Origin of the sequence: Ligilactobacillus sp. LYQ60 (assembly GCF_045033015.1) — a bacterium.
In the GTDB taxonomy this organism is placed as follows: domain Bacteria; phylum Bacillota; class Bacilli; order Lactobacillales; family Lactobacillaceae; genus Ligilactobacillus.
On record NZ_JBJFZV010000001.1, the window covers coordinates 216,912 to 235,815 of the forward strand.

The following is an 18,904-nucleotide window of genomic DNA, read 5'->3' on the forward strand; positions in this document are numbered from 1 at the left end:
CTCCTTACTTAGCAATGTACGTATTCTTCCAATTGTACTGCACTCCATCGCGATGAACGATTAAGCCCTTTACCCGCGGATTAAGTAAAATTGACTGGTTCTGCTGGTACAGCGGCGCAATACCTTCCGAATTCATCAACACACGTTCTGCATCCACCATGTCCTGCCACCGCTGGCCACGGTTTCCTGCATCTGCTCCCTGTGCACGCTTAATGTCCTTATCATACTGAGGGTTCTTCCACTTACCATCGTTTTGTGGGTTGTCGCTAGTCAATAACTGCATAAACGTAATCGGGTCTGAAAAGTCTGCCCCCCACATCGTAATCACCATGTCGAAGTTTCCGCTCGTAGACCGCGATAGCCGTGTTTTAAAGGGTACGTTGTTTGTTGTTACTTTTAAGCCTGGTAAGTGCATTTCAAGCTGACTTTGAAGGTAGTCCGTTGACTGCTTCCCGGCGTCCGTATCATCACTAAGCAGCTCTAAGTTTAGGTGTTTAATTCCTTCTTGTTTTAATCCCTTACGCCAGTACTGCCGGGCTAACCGTTGGTTGTATTCCACTGCCTGAGGAACCTCGGCTTGGGCCGCAAAATCTTTTCCGTTGTACTTAGCAAGCCCTGCACTGACAAATCCTTTAGGCTCAACAGAACCATCACCCAAAATCTGCTTTACAAATTGCCGACGATTAATTGCCAACGCAATTGCCTTCCGGATATTCGGGTTCCGAAGGGCCCGCACGCGCTTCTGATTAAACTCTAAGTATGCCGTCGTTGCCCCCTGCAAAACACGAAGATCCGGGTTCCCCTGGAGGTGCTTGGCTTGTACTGAAGTAAGTGGCGTCATATCGAGTTGCCCACTTTCATACAGGTTGTAAGACGTTGAGGTACTCTTATTTACATTAACGACAATTTTGTGTAACCGAACATGCTTTCGATCCCAGTAAGTGGGGTTCTTAACCAACTTCCAACTTAAATTCGATCCGGTCCAACCGGTTAACTTGAAGGGACCATTGTATACCATATACTTTGAAGCCGTGCCGTACTTGCTTCCGTAGCGTTCAACTACCCGTTGGTTTTGCGGAAAGAATACCGGAAATCCCATCAGTAATTTAAAGTATGGAATCGGTTTACTGAGTGTTACAACTAATTTATAATTTCCCTCTGCTTTAATTCCTAGCGTTTGGGGTTTCTTTTTCCCGTTAATAATTGCATCTGCGTTTTTAATTCCCGAAAACAGGTATGAATACTGACTCGCTGTCTTAGGGTTAACCGTCCGGCGCCAAGAATATACAAAGTCGTGCGCAGTTACCGGGTCACCGTTTGACCATTTCGAATGACGCAACTTAAACGTATACGTCTTCTTGTCAGGTGATACGGTGGTCTGAACTGCAACGCCTGGTTCGATCTTGTCATTCTTTCCAATCCGATACAGTCCTTCCAAAGTATTCCCTAGACTATTGAAACTAACCCTATCAGTTGCTAAGGATAAATCCATTGTTGGCATTTCAGCCGACTCATCCCAATTTAATGTTTGGGTGTCAGCTGAACGTTTAGTATGTGACTGGCACCCACCAAGAACTAATCCCAATGCCGTCAACACACTAAACATAATGAGGAAACGCCTTTTCATTTAATCACCCCTGTTTATACTAAAGTTGCATCTAATTAGATTAGTCATAGAATATACCGAATTAAATTAAAAAGCAATGGTATTTGCCATTTTTCTCTAATTAGTTGCGCTGGTAATTTTTAATTTAACGTTCATGATTAACGCATAAGACAAAAAATTATCCAACAATAGTTCGTATATAGGTTGAAAAAAAACCTGTTTTTGTTTTATTATACGGATATAGTAATTAAAAATAAGTGAGAAAGAAGGAAACTATATGTCATCATCACATCATCACTATCATTTATCACTTGGACTCCAGATTATCATCGGACTAATTGTGGGAATTCTTTTGGGATACTTTTTCAACGGAAATAAATCCTTCATCGCATTTGCCAATGGTTTAGGCACGATCTTCATCAACTTAATCTCCATGATTGTTCTTCCCATCGTGATTACCTGCTTAACCGTTGGAATTGCCAACCTCGGTGATATAAAAAAACTGGGACGCATCGGTTTGAAGACAATCATTTACTTCGAGGTGCTATCAACGATTGCCTTTATTATTGGCCTAATCGTTTCTAACATTTCGCACCTAGGAGCAATGATCGACCTTTCTAAGTTAAAGGCTGCCGATATATCCCAGTATGTTCACGCCGCGAAGACCACTTCCGGTGGGTTTGGGGCGTTACTTCTTTCCGTTGTCCCCAAAAACATCTTTACCGCAATGTCGACCGGTAAAATGCTCCCCGTTATTTTCTTCTGCGTATTCTTTGGATTAGGAACAGCAGCCATTGGTGAGCGTGGGCAAATCATCATTGACTTCCTTAACGCCGTTTCCGCTGTAATGTTTAAGATTGCCAACTGGATTATGCACTTTGCACCGTTTGGAGTAGCAGGTCTGATGGGAGCCACCGTTGCCGAAATGGGAATTGGAACCCTAAAGCCCCTCCTTCTATTCATTGCGATGGCCTATGCGGTCATGGTTGGGTTTATTCTTATTGTTCTAGGAATCACTTCCCGCCTGTTCGGCTTTAAAATTACGGAACAGTTACGAGCCGTTAAGAATGAACTTATCCTAGCGTTTACGACGGCAAGTTCCGAGGTAACCCTCCCCGGACTCATGCAAAAAACACAGGATTTAGGAATCAGCAAATCCATTGCATCGTTTGTTATCCCCACCGGATACACGTTTAACCTTGACGGTTCCGCACTGTACCAGTCATTAGCAGCAATCTTCATTGCTCAGGCTTACCACATCCACCTATCCCTTACCCAGCAACTCACTCTTCTAGTTGTTTTGATGGTTGCTTCTAAGGGAATGGCGGGCGTTCCTGGTGCTTCCTTTATCGTATTAATGACTTCCTTAGGCACTGCGGGAATTCCTGCTGCAGGAGTTGCACTAATTGCGGGAATTGACCGGCTAGTAGATATGGGCCGGACGGTAGTTAACGTAATTGGTAACGTAACGGCCACGTTAGTCATTGGTAAATCAGAGCATGAATTTAGTCAGGATAAACATGACCACTACATCAAAAACTTAGACGCTAAAGCGTAAGGTAGCGCTGATTACAACAATCCAATTATCTTAACAATTTTCAAACTAAAACACCCCCGGCTAACAATAGCCGGGGGTGTTTGTTCAGGAAATCGCTGCATTGGGAAACCACCCGTTTCACAATACTTTAAATCTAAAAGCGGAAACAGTTAAAGCCAACCACTATTTTATCTGATTACAATCATCATAAAGAATCGCGCCCAATAAAATGCCACTAAACTACTTCCTACCAATACGTTGTTTCATCCCCATTTCACTAGTGTTACTCCTCGCCTTCCCCTTCAATCCGGGTTTCAATGATTGTTGGCTCTGCGAAATCCTGGTCAAAGTTCAGGTCAAAGTGCATGTGATCCTTCCCAATAATGGTATTCGGGAAAATGCTCGTTGCGTTTTCCTTATACTGTTCCGGATGCCGCATTGCCTGCGAAAAATGCGTGAGAACGAGCTCCTTAGCGTGGGCATTTTTAGCGTTAGTAGCCGCGTCTGCGAAAGTCATGTGAAGCTTCTTTTTGGCCTTAGCTTCATCCTCATTGGCACCAAAATTAGCACAACTAAAAATCATGTCCGCATCCTTCATGAACTCTGGCAATTCCGGAACTGGCCGCGTGTCAGTAATCCACACAAACCGCAGCCCCTTCCGCGGTGCTCCTAAAACCATTTGAGGGGTGTACGTTTGACCGTCAAGTTCAACCGGTGCTTCACTCTTTTGAAGCTTTCCCCATAATTGCTGCGGAACGTTGTTCTCCCGCGCCCGCTGGGGGTCAAACTTCGGCGCCCGCTTAATATCAACCCGGTAAGCAAAACACGGCCGCGTATGCTTAACGAAAAGCGGCGTAATGCTGAGGTCACCGTGGATGTATTTGTTATTAATTATAATCGGCTTCCCCGGCTCCGGGTCCTCAATAATGTTAATGTCATAAGCTAGCCATGGCATGATTACCCGGAAGCCCTTCATGACATCCTTAATGCCCTTCGGCCCGATAATCGTAATCGGTTCGGTCCGGCCGGTATTGCTCGTCGTTCCTAAGATTCCTTGTAGCCCAATCACGTGATCGCCATGAAGGTGGGTAATGCAAATTACATCCAAGTTCTTAAAGCCCGTCCGCGCAGCCCGCATGGACACCCCGGTTCCTTCACCGGCATCCATTAAAATTTCCCGTCCCTTATAATTTAAGACGGCCGCTGATAAGTACCGGTCAGGAAGTGGAATACTGCCGCCCGTTCCGAGTAACGTTGCTCCTAACATCACTAGTTCCTCCTCATTGTAAACTCCCCTTTATTATGCCGCGGAAAGGCACGAAAGGACAGTAAAAAGGGTTGGCGTAGTGGTTCAACTACGCCAACCCTTCGTCTGATTATCGTTATGGGGATAAGAGCGCGGCTTCGCACCTTACCTTAATCGGGCTCCGCACCTTGTTAAAACATATTATCAAACAAACTCAGCTGGTTCTCGTCTGGCAACTGGTCTAATACGTGGTTTTCCGTCATAAAATCAATAATCGTTTGCGAAACGTGCCCACGCTTCATCAGGTCTTCCTTAGACAAAAACGGCTTTTCTTCCCGGGCCGCCACGATTTGCTTAGCGGCGTTTTCCCCGAGTCCCGGAATTGCCGAGAACGGTGCAATCAACGTATCCCCGTCAATCAACCACTCTGAAATAGCGGAACGTTCCAGGTCAACCATCTGAAACTTAAAGCCCCGCTCAAGCATTTCGTTCGCTAGCTCAAGAACAACCAGAAGCGTTTTATCCTTAGCCGAAGCATCGTTTCCCTGCTCCTCAATGGCTTGCATCCGTTCCTTAACGGCATCCTTTCCCCGAGCCATTGCAACAATATCAAAATCGCGTGCGCGCACGGAAAAGTAGGCACAGTAGTACACTAACGGGAAATAAACCTTGAAGTAGGCAATCCGCAGCGCCATCAAAACATAGGCGGCAGCATGCGCCTTCGGGAACATGTACTTAATCTTTAAGCAAGCTTCCAGGTACCATTCCTTCACCCCAGCGTCCCGGATAATCTTTTGCCATTCTTCCGGAATTCCGCGGCCCTTCCGCACGTGTTCCATCGTGTTAAACGCCACGTCGTTTGGTACGCCCCAGTGAATCAGGTCCATCATGATATCATCCCGACACCCGATAACCTCCGGCATGGTGATTATTCCGTTTTTAATCAAGTCTTCGGCGTTGCCCAGCCACACGTCGGTTCCGTGAGAAAGACCGGAAATCTTCAATAACTCCGCAAATGTCTTGGGTTTTGTTTCCTCCAACATCCCACGAACAAACCGGGTCCCAAACTCAGGAATACCCAGTGTTCCGGTTTTTGAGTGGATCTGTTCCGGGGTAACGCCCAACACTTCCGTTCCCTGGAACAACTGCATCACTCCCGGATCGTCGGTCGGGATTGACTGCGGGTCGACCCCCGACAAATCCTGCAGCATCCGGATCATCGTCGGATCATCGTGCCCTAAAATATCCATTTTCAGGAGTGTATCGTGGATGGAATGAAAATCAAAGTGCGTCGTTTCCCACGAAGCGTTCTGATCATCCGCCGGATACTGAATCGGCGTAAAGTCGTAAATTTCCTTATCGGCCGGCACAATCAAGATTCCGGCCGGGTGCTGCCCGGTCGTCCGCTTAACCCCGGTTGCCCCCTTAGCAAGGCGGTCCACCTCGGCCCCGCGTAAATTCTGTTCGGTATCCCGTTCATACGCCTTCACGAATCCGTAGGCCGTCTTATCAGCCACCGTCCCAATCGTTCCGGCCCGGTATACGTTATCCGCGCCAAAGAGGACTTTCATGTAGTTGTGTGCGATTGGTTGGTAATCCCCGGAGAAATTCAGGTCAATGTCGGGCACCTTATCCCCCTTGAATCCCAGGAAGGTTTCAAATGGAATATCCTGACCATCCTTCACTAGCGGCGTTCCGCATTCCGGACAATCCCGGTCTTCCAAATCATACCCGGAACCATATTCTCCCTTAGTATAAAACTCGGTCCACTGACACTTCGGACACCGGTAATGCGGAGGCAACGGATTCACCTCAGTAATTCCCGCCATCGTGGCAACTAAACTCGAACCAACGGAACCTCGGGACCCGACCAGGTACCCGTCCTTATTTGATTTCGCCACCAACTTCTGGGCAATCAAATAGTGCACGGCAAACCCGTTCCCAATAATACTGTCCAACTCCCGGTCAAGCCGGTCAGCTACAATTGCCGGTAATTTATCGCCGTATAACTCGTGGGCCCGCTCCATCGTCATCCGTTTAATATCGTCTTCGGCCCCCGGCATCTTCGGCGGGTAGGTCTTATCCGTTACCGGTGAAACGTTGTCATCAACCAGGGCAACGACCTGCTGGGGAGCAGTAACAACAATTTCATGCGCCGTTTCATCCCCCAGAAAAGCAAAATCATCCAGCATTTCGTCCGTCGTGCGAAAGTGCAAGTCCGGCCAGTCCTTAAGCCGGTTTAACGGGTTGGCTCCTCCCTGAGAATGAATCAGGATCCGCCGGTAGATGGCATCCTCCTTATTCATAAAATGAACGTCCCCAGTCGCCACAACGGGTTTATCTAACTCATGACCCAGCTTCACCATGTTACTGATAATCTCTTCAAGGCGCGCGTTGTCCTTCACTAATTCCTGCTCTAACAACGGCGCGTACGCAGCTTTGGGTTGCACCTCAAGGTAGTCATAAAACTTCGCTTTTTCCCGTGCAACCGCATACCCCTTTTGCATCATTGCAGTAAAGACTTCGCCGTCCGCACACGCTGATCCCACTAGCAAACCTTCCCGGTACTTTTCCAGCAGTGCGCGCGGCACCCGCGGTACGCGGTAGAAGTACTCGGTCATTGACGCCGATGTAAGCTTAAAAAGGTTCTTCATTCCTGCCTGCGTCCGGGCAATAATAATGGCGTGAAACGGGTGTTCGTGCTTATATGCCCCGTTCTCTCCTACGTGATCATTAAGCTGATCATGAAACATAATCTGGTACTGTTCTTGCGCATCCTTTAACATGGCGTAGTAAATATAGCCCGTAGCTTCCGCATCATAAATTGCCCGGTGGTGGTGTTCTAAGGCCACGTTTAACTTTCGGGCTAACGTGTTTAACCGGAACCCGTTCATCTCCGGGTACAGGAACCTGGCCAACGGAAGCGTATCAATCCACGGCTCGCTAATCGGATCAAGATCGTGGCGGGCATACCCCGTATTCATGAAATCCACGTCAAACGTTGCGTTATGCCCGACAATCACGCATCCGGCACAAAAGTCCTTAAACATCCGAAAGACTTCACCCTCCGACTTGGATCCCCGAACCATCTCGTCGGTAATACTGGTTAGGTTAATCGTTGTCTGCGACAGTGGGTGCCCAGGATCGATGAACTCTTCGAAACGATCAACCACCGTACCACCCTTCATCTTAACGGCAGCCAGTTCAATCACCTTATCGTACTGAGCCGACAGCCCCGTGGTTTCGGTATCGAAGACGACGTAGGTCGCATTTTTTAGATTGACGTGAGCATCGTTATACGCAATGTTTTGCCCGCCGTCAACAACGTTTGCTTCCAGCCCATACAGCACCTTAACGCCGTGCTTTTGGCCGGCAGAATGGGCTTCTGGAAAGGCCTGCAAGTCTCCGTGGTCGGTAACCGCAATGGCCTTATGCCCCCACTTGGCAGCCTGTGCTACGTAGTCGGTGATTGAATTGGTGGCATCCATCGTGCTCATCGTCGTGTGGAGGTGAAGCTCAGCGCGTTTATCACCTTCCGCTGTGTCTTGCCGTTCCGTGTGGTGGATTTCATTAATATCGCGGGCCATGATCACCAGGTCACGCAGGTAGGAGTCTTCCTGCACACTTCCCCGCACCTTAATCCACTTTCCGGCCGTCAGGTTAGCAAACTGAGCTTCATCCTCTTCACTATTAGAAAACTTTTTAATAACAAACGAAGAACTATAGTCCGTTACTTCGAGCGTAATAATCTTTCGCCCGGAGCGAAGGGCCCGCACCTCAGCGTTAAAGACGTACCCTTGAACAATCACGGAGCGTTCCTCTTCGGTGATTGCACCCATCTGCGTTACGGGAATATCATCCTTGATTTTTCGCCCCAAAAGCACTGGCCCTTCAGCTTTTAGTACCGTCTTCTTTTTTTTCTTAGCGGCTCGTTGTTGGGTTTGCTGCTGGATAGCTGCCATGGCTTTCTTGGTTAATTCCGCATCACTTTGTGCCCGTTTCTCCTGGTACTGTACGTGATCCGCCTGTTCACCAGCAATAATCACCGGCTTAATCGTGTACTTAGGAAACCCCACCTGCTGGTAGCCAACCGCAAGTCCCTGCAACGTTGTCTCACTCAGCAACGCTGCCTGGTTAGCGCCCGTCACCTGAAGGTGTAAGGTTTTCCCTACCAATTTGGGAGCCCGGCCACACACCTGGTTAACCACCTGCTCGTTTGCGGCACTATGCGCCACCACAAACGGCCAGTAGTCCTGAACTTCCTGCTCAGTTACCGCCGGCTCCACGGGCTCCACGCGCAGGGTAACATCTACAATTCCCTGAAAAGCCGCGTTAACCTGCTGATGAAAGCGCAAAAACACCTTAAACGGAATGACCCGCTGAACTCCCAGAACGATTTCCCACCGTTTAGAATGTTCGTGGACGATCACCTGGTTAACCGTTGCGTCCGTCAGCGCACCCGTGGGATCCTCCGTTGCATTCCACCCGGCCTGCGTACATAACTTTTCAAAAAGCGCGTGCTTATCAAGCGCCATTCACGTTGCCTCCTTCAGAAACATAAAGCCCCGGACTGGCCAACCGACCACACTACCGGGACTTACCTTTTATCCTAATTTTCCTATTCAGCCTGCTTCAACAGGATTGCCAGTGAGTTTTGTAACTCGGCGACCTTAACCTCAATCGGCTCAGCGGCCCGCCGGAGTTTAACCTCAACGATTCCATCGGCTGCCTTCTTCCCCACGGTAATCCGCACTGGCAACCCGATCAGGTCGGAATCAGCAAACTTGACGCCCGCCCGTTCCTTCCGGTCATCAAGCAAGACACTGTAGCCGTGGTCTTCAAGCTCTGATGTAATCCTTTCGGCGAGCGTCCGTTGCTCGTCGTTTTTAATGTTAACCGGAACAACGTGGACGTCAAACGGCGCAATCTGGCGCGGCCAAATAATCCCGTGTTCGTCATTATTTTGTTCAATGATGGCAGACAGCAGGCGGGAAACCCCGATTCCATAGCACCCCATCTTAAGCGGAACGTCCCGGCCGTTTTGGTCTAACACCGTTGCGTGCATGCTCTCCGAATAACGGGTTCCCAGCTTAAAGATATGGCCGATTTCAATCCCACGGGTAAACTGCAGCGTTCCCTGCCCATCTGGGGATAACTCGCCTTCCGCGACACTTCTGAGGTCGGCAAACTGCTCAACGTCAAAATCGCGCCCAATATTCGCGTTCTGATAGTGGAACCCGTCTTCGTTGGCCCCAACGCTGATATTCATCATGCCCGCAACATCCTGGTCGGCATAAATTTTGATGTGGTCATCAATCCCAACTGGCCCCAGCGAACCAAACGACGCCCCGTTCATATACTGCTGCGCTTCCTCCGGGGTTGCAGGGCGTAAGTCGTTAACTCCGAGAAGGTTTGTAAACTTGGTTTCATTTAACTGGTCATCCCCCCGCAACAGGGCAATAACTGGTTTCCCATCAGCAATGTACAGCATTGTCTTGATTAGATTAGTCGGTTTCTCGCCAAGGAAGGCCGCCACTTCATCGATTGTCCTTTTGCCCGGGGTCGCCACCTTAGTCAATTCCCGAACCGATTCATGCGACTTTTTCGCCACCCGGAGATTCTTTGCCATTTCCAGGTTAGCCGCGTAGTCACTCTGATCGGAGTACACCACCGTGTCCTCCCCGATTGGAGCGATTGCCATAAACTCCTTAGAAGTTTTTCCGCCCATCGCCCCGGAATCCGCAATAATTTCACGGTAATCAAGCCCACACCGGTCGAAAATATTGTGGTAGGCCTGATCCATTGCCCGGAACGTTTCGTCCAAACTATCATCATCAACGTGAAATGAATACCCATCGAGCATCAGAAACTCCCGCCCCCGAAGTAGTCCGTAACGTGGCCGGTCTTCATCCCGGTATTTCATTTGAATCTGATAGACCGACAACGGCAACTTTTTGTACGACTTAATACTGTCCCGTATAATGGTCGTCATCGTCTCCTCGTGGGTTGGTCCGAGAATGAAGTTCCTTTCGTGCCGGTTTTTAAACTTAAACAACTCCGGCCCGTACGTCGCGTACCGTCCCGATTCCTCCCACAGTTCAGCGGGAACAACGGCAGGGACCAGCATCTCAACGGCATCAATCCGCTCCATTTCTTGCCGAATGATGGCCTGGATCTTTTCCATCACCCGAAAAGCCAGGGGCAAGTACGCATACATCCCCGCAGAAATCTGCTTGATGTAGCCTGCCCGTAACATGAGTTGGTGACTCACTGCCTCGGCCTTCTTCGGTGTTTCCTTAAGTGTCGGAATTAACATCCGTGATTGTTTCATAGCTATCCCCTTCCGCTTCCGCGTATCAATAATCGCCTCCTATGATACCAAATTTTACCGGCTTCCTCCAGCTACCCCGAAATTACCAAGCAAGATATTTCCCGTCACAAAAATATCATGGGATAATTGGTTCACCAAGATAGACAAGGAGGAATTAGAATGATTGCAACCGACTTAATTAAGCCGCTTGTCACCCAGTTTTGCGATGACTACTTAACGGCAACACCAACGCTTCCTGAGCCAACCACCCTCTGGGAAGGGGCAAAGGAACGCGGGCTACTTGACCAGCCCCCAGCCCCGGTAATGACAGCGCTCCTTGAACGCACCGCCCCAGCAGTTCCCCGGTGGAGTATCCACCTTGCTGCTCACTGGGAGTTAGGGATAAATCCCCCAATGACAGCCCCAATGCTTCAAGGTGCCCTTGCCGATGCTACTCCCCACAAACGACGCGAATTTGAACGCATGTTAGTTACCATTGCAGGTGCTTTGCAACAAGCAATGACGGGATACCTGGTCGAATACGGGAAAAACGTTCCCCACCAAAACGGCAACTTAGCCATGCAACCCGCCATGCAATACCAAATTGCTCGGTTAACCGCCATGGCCGCCAGCACACAACGGCACGCCGCCTTTTTAAATTCCTTGACGTTAACAACCGCCAAACAAGATGATGAGCAAGACGAAGCCCTAACAGTTGCCATGATTACGGCGGGCACTAACCAACGAATCATTACCACCCGGATGGCGGCCACGTTCAAGGCATTTGGGATTCGTAATCAGGACCAGTGGACCAGCTGGGTCGCCGGTAGTCAACTTCTCCAAACATTGACAGTACTTAACGACCAGCGGGCAGCCATCGTCACGTTTGCCGCAATGCACCGCCAACGTTAATTAAGGAGGTCTCAAAAATGAGTATTATCGTATGCGTTAAGGGGGTTCCGGTCAGTGACCATGTGGCCATTGACCCGCAAACCCACCACCTTGAGCGAACCACAACGGCAATCCACCTTGACCCGGCTGACCGGTATGCGCTGGCCGCGGCTAAGCTGCTTCGCTTCACCCCGGATGAGGACATCATTACGGTATGCATGGGCGCTCCCAATAACGAACGCCTCTTACGAATAACCCTTGCTATGGGAGCAACCCGCGCTATTCTTCTAACCGATAAGGCGTTTGCGGGGGCGGATACGCTAGCAACCGCAACCGCCCTCACAGCCGCCATTCAACATTGCAAGGCAGTCCGGCTGGTAATCACTGGAACCCAGTCCACTGATGCAGATACCGGTCAGGTGGGCGGAAACATCGCCGCTCAGTTAGGCTGGGAACTTCTCCCCAACATCACGCGCATTGTGCCGGCCGAACCAGCAGTGGTTACCAGTCAACTCGGCACCACCGCAACAACGATTACCCTAACTACCCAGGCAGTTTTAACGGTCGGAACGGCGGCAACGTTCGCTCCAGCAGCCATGACGGTTGCCCAAGCAGCGGCACTTAATCCGACCCGCCAATGCCAAACATGGGACTCCACCGCAATCGGGTGTGCCCCAACAACGGTTGGTCAGGCTGGCTCTGCGACAACTGTAACCACGCTGACACCGGTTCACCCTACAAAGCGTTCGACAACCACCCTGGCAACTGATGCAACTACTGCCGTAACCCAGCTAGATACCCTTATTCAACAATCACGGGAGGTAATCAAATGACAACAGGATGGCTTTTTGGTGAATATCACAACGGCCACTTCGCTCCGGGTGTGTTGGAGTTAGCCGCCCACACCCAGAAGTGGGATGGGGTGCCCCTAAACATGGCAGTTCTCGGGTCGACTGGGGACCATCCCGCTCTCCAGCGCCAACTCCAGGACACAGGGATCGCCCACGCCACGCTCATTCCAGTTCCGGATGACGCCACCATTGCCCAACAAGCGGCCGTTTTAGCCGCCCACATCCGGACAATTGATCCAGCATTTGTGCTCTTTAGCGCAACCCCACTTGGCCGAAGTGTGGCCCCGTATGTTCAAGGACTCCTTCACACCGGCTTGAGTGCAGACTGCACGGACCTAGCGTTTAAGGATGGGCAACTCGTTCAGACCAAACCGGCCTATGGGGACAACGTGGCTTGCACCATCATGACCACCACAACCCCGGCCATGGCAAGTGTTCGGCCGGGCGTTTTCCCCACTCCTTCAGCAGTACCCGCAACATCCCTTCTTCAGCCCCAGGTAACGGTCACCCCGTTTCCCGTGCCCCTGAGCCAGCTGACCGGTGAAAAAACGGATACCGCCCCTACAACGCCACACCACCCAAAGGAGGCTACCCGAATCATTGCTCTGGGACGGGGAGCCGCAACTCCTGAGGGGCTCCGGTTTGCAAAGCAACTGGCCCACCAACTGGACGCGGCTGTTATGACTACCCGCCCGGTGTCACTTCTTCCAGGCTTTGGTGTGCAGGCGCAAATCGGCCTAACGGGCCAAACCATTCACCCCCGGCTCCTCATCACATTAGGTGTATCAGGTTCATCCCAATTCTTAGCAGGCGTTAAAAATGCCGGCACCATCATTGCGGTGAACACCGATCCCCACGCACCAATCTTTGACTACGCGGACTACCGCTACGTGGGCGATGCGGTGACGTTCATGCAGGCGGCGTGCAAAGAGTGGTAATAAGAAAAAATGTACTAAAACAAAAAGGTTAGGATGTATAAGTCCCAACCTTTTTTATCGGTTCATTTTTATTACTTAGAAAAAATACCGGCGCAAATCGTTCCACGTTACTAAAAACATTAGCACCATCAAAAACCCAAACCCAATTAACGTGAGGGTCGCTTCCACCTTCTGGCTAATTGGCTTCCGCCGGACCGCCTCCACTAGGTTTAACAGGATTTTCCCCCCATCAAGGGCCGGAATCGGCAGTAAGTTAATGATTGCCAAGTTAATTGAAAGGAACGCCGTGAGGCTCACAGTACTGATTAACCCCTGCTTGGCGGCGTGTTCGGTATACGAGAACATGGCCACCGGTCCCCCTAAATCGTTCAAGTGGAACCCGTGCGTAATCATCGTCCCCAACGCGCCGAAAAGAGCCTTAGTCATCGTCCACGTCTGGGTAAAACCGTACCCCACCATTGCAAAGAAGTGGTGGTTTAAGACTACTTTACCCATAATCCCAATCTGGCCAAGCCGTTTCCCGTTTTGCTTAACCACCTTAGGCGTCAATGTCGTCTTCCACTCCCGGTGGCCCCGGCGAATGGTAAACGTCGTCTTCTGACCGCCCCGTTGTTCGATTGCGTGGGTCAGTTCTGTCCAGGTGGTAGTTTGGTGATCACCAACCCGGAGAATTTGATCGTTTGCGCGCAACCCCGCCTTCTGCGCCACCGAGTGAGGTTCAACGCTCCCAACAGAGTTGGTTACCTGGGGGGCACCACCGTGCAAAAACGCAACCAACATAAACGCAGCAATTGCCAGCAAGACGTTATTAAACGGTCCCGCCACGTTTGTTAACATTCGTTTCCACACGCTGACTGCCTGGTACTGGACATCACGGGGCGCCACTTGCACCGGCGTGCCGTCCGGCTCAATCACCGTCGCATCCCGGGCAACCGCAAACCGGTGCACCTTTTCTTCTGCTCCGGTTTCATACCCCTCAATCCACAACTCGTCTTGAAGGTCCCAGTCCGTGATCTCCAGCGGCAAACCGGTTAAACTCGGGTGATCCCGGCGCAGGTCAATGGTCAAAACAACCTCATCCTCATCCGTTGTCAAAAGAGCCGCCATGCCCTTTTGAAGAGCGTCTTCGTCATCCAAGCCCGCCATCCGGACGTAGCCGCCCAACGGAAGAATCCGAATCGTATACGTTGTGCCGCCTTTCCGGTACGCAAAGAGCTTGGGCCCCATTCCAATGGAAAATTCCCGCACAAGGATTCCGGAATGCTTCGCAACGTAGTAGTGCCCGAACTCGTGCACCGTTACTAACACCCCAAAAACAATAATAAACGCAATAATCGTGACAATCATTATCGGCGTCCCCCGTTAAATTAAGCCAAAAAGGTGCATCAGCGGTAATACGAATAGTAATGAATCAAACCGGTCTAAGATCCCACCGTGACCCGGTAAAATCTTTCCGGAATCCTTTACCCCGTAATGCCGTTTGAAGGCCGATTCAACCAGGTCCCCAATTTGACCGGCAACTGACAGCACCAGCGTGATCAGGAGCATGACCGGCAAGGAGTACTTCTTAAGTGGGAAGAAGAACAGGTAAAGTCCCACCAGAATCACGGCTGCAACGGTTCCTCCGACTGATCCTTCCCACGTTTTGTTGGGGCTCATTTTCGGGGCCAACTTGTGCTTTCCAATTTGCCGGCCAATCATGTAGGCCCCACTATCAGTAATCCACACGATTAACAACCCGTACAGGATTGTTGCCAGCCCAACGTTCCGGGCGACAATCATGTAGTGGAACCCCAATCCAGCATATACGGCACACAAAACCAACGCCCCAGCATCGTCAAACGAGAACCGGTTCTTGGATGCCACCGTGTACAATAACAGGATCAGAGCAAAGAAATACAACAAGCCACCGTGCGTCATTCCCGGGATAATCCGTAACCATGAATCCGGCACCAGCATCCCCATCATCATCAAAAAACTAAGGCCGGCCTCTAAGGATACCAAAAGCTTCTTTTTCATCGTCAACATTTCCGCCATTGCCACCAGCCCCATTGCCACTACCAGGATACTGAATGGCGTCCCGCCACAAACCAGCAGCGGAATAAAGATAATCATGGCCACAATGGCCGTAATCACACGTTGTTTCATTTATTTTTCGTCCTTTCCGTCATCAAGTCCACCAAAGCGCCGGTGCCGCTGTTGGAACGCAACAATGTTTTGCACCAATTCCTCAGAAGTGTAGTCCGGCCAGTACACGTCCGTAAAGACCAGCTCACTGTACGCTAACTGCCATAACAGGAAGTTAGAAATTCGCTCTTCCCCACTCGTTCGGATTAAAACGTCCGGATCGGTATCCGGAGCAAGGGAAGCCGTCATCAGGTGGGCACTAAGCGTTTCTTCGGTAATTGCATCCGGCGTAACTTTACCGGCCTGCACTTCCCGGGCAATCTGCTGAACCCCAGTAACGATTTCCGCCCGGCCACCGTAATTCAGCGCAAAGTTGAGTACCATCCCCGTACAATGGGCCGTCTGGGCAATGGCGTCGTTGACAGCCTGCTGTGTGCTTACCGGCAACTGGTCCGTGTATCCCATTACGTTCACCCGCACGTTATTTTCAATTAGCTCCGGGACAAACGTACTGAAAAATTTTACCGGTAAAGCCATCAGGTAGTTGACCTCCGCATCCGGGCGCTTCCAGTTTTCCGTGGAAAACGCGTAGAGTGTCAACACCTTAATTCCCAGGTGACTGGCCGCCTTTGTAATTTCCTTAACAACTTCCATCCCGCGCTTATGCCCCGCAATCCGGGGTAAGTGGCGTTTCTGCGCCCACCGGCCATTTCCATCCATGATAATTGCAACGTGGTGCGGGATCCGCTGGCGATCAAGTTCTGGGACTGCTGTATTCTGCCGGTGGTTTTTAAACCCGATTTCCATCTCGTTCCTCCTTTAAGCAAACGCAAAAGAAAAAACAGGGGCCGGCCGGGACCGGCCCCTGTTATTTTCCTTCTAACCTTCAAGGACTTCCTGCTCCTTAGCGGCCACGATATCCTCAACCTGCTTGATTCCTTCGTTGGTAAGTTGCTGGGCCTGCTCTTCTAGGTCATGCAGATCGTCATCCGTTAGGTCGCCGGCTTTATGCGCTTTCTTGAGCTTATCCATCATTTCACGCCGGACGCGTCGAACAGCAATCTTGCCCTCCTCACCGGTGGCCTTAACCTGCTTGGCGAGTTCTTTTCGCCGCTCTTCGGTCAACTGCGGGATTACCAGCCGAATGGCCGAACCATCATTCATCGGCGCAATTCCTAGGTCAGATGCCAGAATAGCCTTTTCGATATCCTTCAAGGAACTCTTATCAAACGGCGTGACTAAGAGAACCCGCGCTTCCGGAATGGTAATCTGGGCAATCTGGTTTAACGGCGTCGGTGCGCCGTAGTAATCCACCATAATCCGGTTTAAAAGGCTTGCATTGGCCCGCCCAGCACGAATATTACCGAGTTCCCGCTGGAGGTTTTGCTCAGCCTTCTTCATTTTTTCTTGTGCGTCCTTTAATACTGGATCCGTAACCTTCATTTTTACTTGCCCTCCACTGTTGTTCCAATTGGGGCGCCCTCAACAACCTTCTTGATGTTACCCCGTTCGTTCATGTTAAAGACCACTAACGGAATGTCGTTCTCCATGGATAGGGATGAAGCCGTGGTATCCATTACGTGAAGCCCGCGGTTAATGATGTCCATGTGGGTCAACTTATCAAACTTCGTGGCCGTTTCGTCAGTCTTCGGGTCAGCCGAGTAAATCCCGTCAACCCCGTTCTTAGCCATTAAAATCACGTCCGCATTAATTTCAGACGCCCGCAACGCTGCGGTGGTATCCGTTGAGAAGTATGGAGAACCCGTTCCAGCGGCAAAAATCACAATCCGATTCTTTTCAAGGTGCCGGATCGCCTTCCGCCGGATGTACGGCTCAGCAATTTGCCGCATCTCAATCGATGTTTGAACCCGAGTTGGTACGTCAAGCTGCTCGAGGTTATCCTGCAATGCCAGGGCGTTCATCACCGTTCCTAACATGCCAATGTAGTCCGCCTGGGAACGTTCCATTCCCATCTGGGCCCCGGCTTCCCCGCGCCACATGTTACCGCCGCCAACAACGATGGCAACCTGCACGCCAAGATCATGGACATCCTTGATTTCCCTCGCAACCTTCATGATCTCCGGCGGGTTAATCCCCCGGCCCTGTTCGCCGGCAAGAGCTTCCCCACTTAACTTTAACAGTACGCGCTTATACTTTACGTCCGTCATGTCCGTCCTCCTCAAGGTTTGTTCCATGTTCGAAAATCCGAACCATCAGTGGTATTCTACCATATCTCTAGAATTGATGAACACAAAATCAGCCGGAAGAACGATTACATTTATAAAAAGATGGACCCACCTAAGAAAGACCGTGTCCCGAAGCGCATTCTTCCTTGCTTCTTCCAGATAATCTGGTGCCAAAATAAACGGACTGATTAAGGTTATCCCTTCGAATCCCTACTGCGCGCGATCCAAAGGATGACACCTTCACCACACCCGTTATACTATTTTGTAAATTCTTATCTGACTACCCTTCAACATGATTATCCTTGCCCAACGTCGCATTATAAATCGGGGTTGGCATTCCAAACCCACCAGCCACTGGAAGCAATTGCCCCGTAATGTAGGACGAATCATCGCTTGCCAAGAAAACCGCCGCCTTCGCAATATCTGTCGGCTTTCCTGGCCGGTTCAACGGCACGTTCTTGATAAACGTGTCCCAGAACTGAGCGGGCATATTATTAACGGCGGCGTCAGTCGCAATCAGCCCCGGCATGATTGCGTTGCACCGGATACCATCATGAGCGTATTGCGTGGCCACCTGCTGGGTTAGCATGTTAATCGCCGCTTTGGACGTACCATACGCCGTCCGGGCAATGTCCGGGGTCGCTCCCCCAACCGACGAAATGTTGATAATGCTGCCCCCGGTCTTTTGCTGCTGCATCTGCTTAACAGCATACCGGCAGCTATAGTAAACGCTTGCTACGTTAGTCTTTAAAATTGTAAAGAACATTTCCGGGTCGCCCGTTGTCACCGTCAGGTCCTTTTCAGGATCCGTCCGGCCAAAGTTATTCACGAGAATATCCACGTGCCCTTCTTTTTGGGCTACTTCCCTAATCATTGGTTCGTACGTCTCAAACTCAAACGCGTTGTAAATTACGTGCCGGTACCGGTCGTTTTCTGCGTGTAACTTTGCAACCAGGTTACGGTTCTTCTCGCTATCCCGGACAGCCATATAAACAATGGCGCCCGCCGCCACCATTTCTTGTGCAATCGCAAAGCCAATTCCGCGGCTGGATGCCGTGACAATTGCGACCTTATTCGTTAACGCGGTCATACTATCACTCCCATAGTTGATTATTCGTACTAAATTCCTGATTCATTATACCAAACCACCTCCAAATGAAAAAGCTAGCTGCACACCACCGTGCGGCTAGCTTAATAATTTTTTCAAATTTT

Annotated in this window: 14 protein-coding genes; 4 read left to right on the forward strand and 10 right to left on the reverse strand. The window is 50.4% G+C overall.

What is annotated here, in order from left to right; translation table 11 throughout:
* Window positions 1–4: 4 nt before the first annotated feature.
* A complete protein-coding gene (locus ACI3EZ_RS01010; RefSeq protein WP_405025244.1) occupies window positions 5–1,627 on the reverse strand; it encodes a peptide ABC transporter substrate-binding protein in 1,623 nt (540 codons plus the stop codon).
* Between the two features lie 256 nt (window positions 1,628–1,883).
* On the opposite strand from ACI3EZ_RS01010, the gene ACI3EZ_RS01015 reads away from it, so the two are divergent.
* A complete protein-coding gene (locus ACI3EZ_RS01015; protein WP_405025245.1) occupies window positions 1,884–3,164 on the forward strand; it encodes a dicarboxylate/amino acid:cation symporter in 1,281 nt (426 codons plus the stop codon).
* A 262-nt stretch (window positions 3,165–3,426) separates the two neighbouring features.
* Here ACI3EZ_RS01015 and ACI3EZ_RS01020 read toward each other — a convergent pair whose 3' ends face one another.
* The 3 genes from ACI3EZ_RS01020 to ACI3EZ_RS01030 form a co-directional block, all read right to left on the reverse strand.
* Window positions 3,427–4,410: a ribonuclease Z gene (locus tag ACI3EZ_RS01020; protein WP_405025246.1), complete on the reverse strand. Its 984-nt coding sequence runs from the start codon at window positions 4,408–4,410 to the stop codon at window positions 3,427–3,429.
* Between the two features lie 170 nt (window positions 4,411–4,580).
* Complete coding sequence (locus ACI3EZ_RS01025) at window positions 4,581–8,924, reverse strand: PolC-type DNA polymerase III (RefSeq protein WP_405025247.1); 4,344 nt, start codon at window positions 8,922–8,924, stop codon at window positions 4,581–4,583.
* An 83-nt stretch (window positions 8,925–9,007) separates the two neighbouring features.
* A complete protein-coding gene (locus ACI3EZ_RS01030; protein WP_405025248.1) occupies window positions 9,008–10,720 on the reverse strand; it encodes a proline--tRNA ligase in 1,713 nt (570 codons plus the stop codon).
* Window positions 10,721–10,879: 159 nt separating this feature from the next.
* Between ACI3EZ_RS01030 and ACI3EZ_RS01035 the strand changes: the two genes are divergently transcribed.
* From ACI3EZ_RS01035 to ACI3EZ_RS01045, 3 genes are read left to right on the forward strand one after another with little or no spacing between them, the layout of a single operon-like run.
* On the forward strand, window positions 10,880–11,611 hold the full coding sequence (locus tag ACI3EZ_RS01035) for a hypothetical protein (protein WP_405025249.1): 732 nt from the start codon (window positions 10,880–10,882) through the stop codon (window positions 11,609–11,611).
* A 17-nt stretch (window positions 11,612–11,628) separates the two neighbouring features.
* A complete protein-coding gene (locus tag ACI3EZ_RS01040) occupies window positions 11,629–12,423 on the forward strand; it encodes an electron transfer flavoprotein subunit beta/FixA family protein (RefSeq protein ID WP_405025250.1) in 795 nt (264 codons plus the stop codon).
* A complete protein-coding gene (locus ACI3EZ_RS01045; protein ID WP_405025251.1) occupies window positions 12,420–13,379 on the forward strand; it encodes an electron transfer flavoprotein subunit alpha/FixB family protein in 960 nt (319 codons plus the stop codon). The genes ACI3EZ_RS01040 and ACI3EZ_RS01045 overlap by 4 nt, the downstream gene beginning before the upstream one ends.
* A gap of 75 nt (window positions 13,380–13,454) precedes the next feature.
* On the opposite strand, the gene rseP is transcribed toward ACI3EZ_RS01045, so the two are convergent.
* The 6 genes from rseP to ACI3EZ_RS01075 all read right to left on the reverse strand — a co-directional run bounded on the left by rseP (window position 13,455) and on the right by ACI3EZ_RS01075 (window position 18,782).
* Window positions 13,455–14,726 carry an RIP metalloprotease RseP gene (gene rseP, locus ACI3EZ_RS01050; protein WP_405025252.1) on the reverse strand — a complete coding sequence of 424 codons (1,272 nt, stop codon included), beginning with the start codon at window positions 14,724–14,726 and terminating at the stop codon, window positions 13,455–13,457.
* 15 nt (window positions 14,727–14,741) lie between these two features.
* Window positions 14,742–15,527, reverse strand: a complete 786-nt coding sequence (locus ACI3EZ_RS01055) for a phosphatidate cytidylyltransferase (RefSeq protein WP_405023756.1) — start codon at window positions 15,525–15,527, stop codon at window positions 14,742–14,744.
* A complete protein-coding gene (locus ACI3EZ_RS01060) occupies window positions 15,528–16,313 on the reverse strand; it encodes an isoprenyl transferase (protein ID WP_405025253.1) in 786 nt (261 codons plus the stop codon). It abuts the gene before it with no gap.
* 72 nt (window positions 16,314–16,385) lie between these two features.
* A complete protein-coding gene (frr, locus tag ACI3EZ_RS01065) occupies window positions 16,386–16,949 on the reverse strand; it encodes a ribosome recycling factor (RefSeq protein WP_405023758.1) in 564 nt (187 codons plus the stop codon).
* A 2-nt stretch (window positions 16,950–16,951) separates the two neighbouring features.
* Complete coding sequence (gene pyrH / locus ACI3EZ_RS01070; protein WP_405023759.1) at window positions 16,952–17,674, reverse strand: UMP kinase; 723 nt, start codon at window positions 17,672–17,674, stop codon at window positions 16,952–16,954.
* Window positions 17,675–17,972: 298 nt separating this feature from the next.
* Window positions 17,973–18,782, reverse strand: a complete 810-nt coding sequence (locus ACI3EZ_RS01075; RefSeq protein WP_405025254.1) for an SDR family NAD(P)-dependent oxidoreductase — start codon at window positions 18,780–18,782, stop codon at window positions 17,973–17,975.
* Window positions 18,783–18,904: the final 122 nt, after the last annotated feature.